Below are 2,843 nucleotides of genomic sequence, written 5' to 3' on the forward strand. Positions count from 1 at the left end.
CCACGCCACGAAACGTTTGACCCCCTCTTCCAGACTGATCACGGGGCGCCAGCCGGTCAGAAGAGTCATCTTTTCATGCGATGACCAGGTAGCCTCGACATCCGAAAGTGGGCGACGACGCGTCGTGATGACGGCTTTGATGCCCAGTTCCTGTTCCAGGAGCGCTACCAGATGGCTCACCGCCGTGGGAGCATCACTTCCAAGGTTGAGAACACGAGAGACACCCTCCTCGGGTTCATTCATGAGGGCGGCGAGGACGCCAGATACGATATCATCAATATAAGTGAAGTCGCGCGCGAGCCCCTCGCCTTCATAAAGCGTCAGCGCTTTGCCCTCTGTGATCGCCTTGGCAAATTTGTAGTAGGCCATATCGGGACGACCCCAGGGGCCATAAGCTGTGAAGAAACGCAGTCCGGTCTGACGCAGACCGTATAGATGGGCATAGGCGTGAGCCGTCAGTTCACCAGCACGTTTAGTCACAGCGTAGAAAGAACCCGGTCGATCAACCGCATCGCTTTCACGAAAAGGCATCGTCTCATTCAGCCCATAAACCGAGGATGATGAGGCATAAACGATATGACGCAGGGCCGGGAGTTGACGTGCTGCTTCCAGAAGCACGACGTGGCCCATCATATTGGCCGTAACATAGGCACCGGGATCAGCCAGTGAGTAACGAACCCCTGCCTGCGCTGCCAGATGAACGATATGGCTGATGTCAGGATGTTCGCCCAAGATTGCCTCGACGTCCTCGCGACGGCTCAGATCACCCTGGCGAAAGGTAAAATCCGGCTTCGAGGCGAGTTGAGCGAGGCGATCCTGCTTGAGCCGGACACTGTAATACGCGTTGAGCGAGTCGAAGCCGACCACCTGATGGCCCTGGCTCAAAAGCTGTTCGGCGACGTGATAGCCGACAAAGCCAGCTGCACCGGTCAGGAAAATCTTCATGACGCTCAGTGCGCCGTGACCAGCGCTTTGGACGTCACCAGATCACCTACCACAATACCGGCTTTTTCCATTGCGCCCGCCGCTGTCTCCAGAACGGCTACCGATTCACCTTGCCCGGTCAGGCGACGTTCACTGAATGGCACGGCCCGCTCCGCAATTGCCTGGATACGGCCGTCAGCGCCGATGAAAACGATATCGAGCGAGACAGGTGTGTCATGCATCCACATCGCGGCAGCCTCGGGCGGGTTGAACAGGAAAAGCATACCCGTCCCGTCCGGCACACTCGTACGTGCCATCTCACCGGCTTCTTTCTCTTTTTGCGTGCGGGCAATCTCAACCGTGAAATCATGCTTATTGCCCTGACGATCAGTAATCGACAGGGACGCTTTCTCGAGCGCTGCCCGCGCAGCAACCGGCCGGGTTTCAGCCGCAGAAATCGGGAAAGCAGGCATGCCGATACCGAGGCTCGCCAGAAGCAGACTGCTTCGCAAAATCGTGTTCATGTCTGCACTCCCGCGTGTCAGGTGAGAAAAGGGTTATTGTGTCTTTCTTCGCCGATCATCGTCGGCAGTCCGTGCCCTGGCAGAACGATGAAATCATCGGGCAGAGAGAGCAAGCTGCGTCTGATCCCGGCGATCAGGGCCTCATGGTCGCCATAAGCGAAATCGGAGCGGCCAACAACGCCACGAAACAGTGTATCGCCCACAATGGCGAGTTTGTCTTCGCGACTTATAAAGACGACATGGCCCGGCGTATGTCCCGGGCAATGCGCAACTTCCAGGGTCAGCCCCGGCAGCGCGATGGTCTCTCCATCTTCCACAAACCGATCGGGATGCGCGTCCTGCAGATCGTAAAGTCCAAAGGCTTGCGCCTGCTCGACGATGGAACGCAGCAGAAAATCATCCCGCTTGTCGGGGCCGATCAGTGCCACCGGAGTGGTCTGACGTCTGACAAGACTTTCACGAAGCGCGTCGGCACCCCCAGCATGATCGAAATGCCCGTGCGTCAGCAGAATGGCGTCGACTGTGAGTCCCTCGAGCACCTGCAGGAGTTCGGGAACATCACCGCCCGGATCGAACACCACAGCGTGTCCGGTCTCCTGATTCTCGAAAACCGTACAATTCTGGCGCAGGGGGGTCACCTTGATAGTGCGGGCTCGCAATCCGGCTACTCCTTGGCTCGGGTCATGCTGCCATTCCTGGCAGTCCGGTTTCAGGGCGCGATACCGCGCCGAGGCTGCATATTCAAGCAATCATGCAGATGCGCAGGATTGACCCTAAGGTCGCCCCGGATCAGAGTTCCGCCCATCCGAAGCAGGGAAGCCTGCGCGGAACCGTCAGGTTTTCAGGAGACGATCATGAGCCGCATTATCCGCACCGAACCCAATCCCGTCATGTCCAAAGCCGTCGAGTATCACGGCTTCATCTTTACCCAGGGTGTGGTTGCCCGCAATCTCGATGCCGATTTCGATGCTCAGACAGCCGATGTGCTGGAACAGCTCGACATTCTCCTTGAGCAGCATGGCACGGATAATACCCGTATCCTGCAGGCTCAGATCTGGCTGAAGGAGATCAGTGACCGTGATGCATTGAACAAGCAATGGACGGCCTGGCTGCCCAAGGAGTCCGCACCGGCCCGCGCTTGCGTTCAGGCAGTTCTGGCCGATCCGCGTATGCTGGTGGAGATCATGCTGATCACAACAAAGTAAGGCCTCTTGACCTTTCCCTGGGGCGACACAAATTTTTCTCGGGGAAAGTTCATAAATTCGCCATGACTCCGCCTTACATGGGTTGCCAATTCGAGGTGAACTTAGTTACCTAGATGCAACACACAAATGGGCGGATACGGAATCAATGAACGTGAGACAGAAAAGTTGCCTCAGACTTCTCCGCAGGMTC

4 protein-coding genes are annotated in these 2,843 nt (G+C 57.1%); 1 reads left to right on the top strand and 3 read right to left on the bottom strand.

Annotated features, from left to right (window positions below; translation table 11 throughout):
- The 3 genes from C0V97_RS17495 to C0V97_RS17505 all read right to left on the bottom strand — a co-directional run.
- The coding region (locus tag C0V97_RS17495) for an NAD-dependent epimerase/dehydratase family protein (RefSeq protein WP_127103723.1) at positions 1 to 945 on the bottom strand (945 nt) is incomplete at its 3' end.
- A gap of 5 nt (positions 946 to 950) precedes the next feature.
- Positions 951 to 1,448, bottom strand: a complete 498-nt coding sequence (locus tag C0V97_RS17500) for a DUF192 domain-containing protein (protein ID WP_127101924.1) — start codon at positions 1,446 to 1,448, stop codon at positions 951 to 953.
- Positions 1,449 to 1,465: 17 nt separating this feature from the next.
- On the bottom strand, positions 1,466 to 2,107 hold the full coding sequence (locus C0V97_RS17505) for an MBL fold metallo-hydrolase (RefSeq protein WP_233582023.1): 642 nt from the start codon (positions 2,105 to 2,107) through the stop codon (positions 1,466 to 1,468).
- A gap of 195 nt (positions 2,108 to 2,302) precedes the next feature.
- On the opposite strand from C0V97_RS17505, the gene C0V97_RS17510 reads away from it, so the two are divergent.
- Positions 2,303 to 2,653 (top strand): RidA family protein, encoded by a 351-nt coding sequence (locus C0V97_RS17510; protein WP_127101925.1) that lies wholly within the window; start codon positions 2,303 to 2,305, stop codon positions 2,651 to 2,653.
- Positions 2,654 to 2,843 lie beyond the last annotated feature (190 nt).

This window comes from Asaia sp. W19, assembly GCF_003994335.1.
Lineage (GTDB): Bacteria > Pseudomonadota > Alphaproteobacteria > Acetobacterales > Acetobacteraceae > Asaia.

Excerpts from the sequence above, each read along its gene's own strand:
- C0V97_RS17500 (WP_127101924.1), bottom strand. The coding sequence starts at position 1,448 with ATGAACACGATTTTGCGAAGCAGTCTGCTTCTGGCGAGCCTCGGTATC.
- C0V97_RS17510 (WP_127101925.1), top strand. The coding sequence starts at position 2,303 with ATGAGCCGCATTATCCGCACCGAACCCAATCCCGTCATGTCCAAAGCC.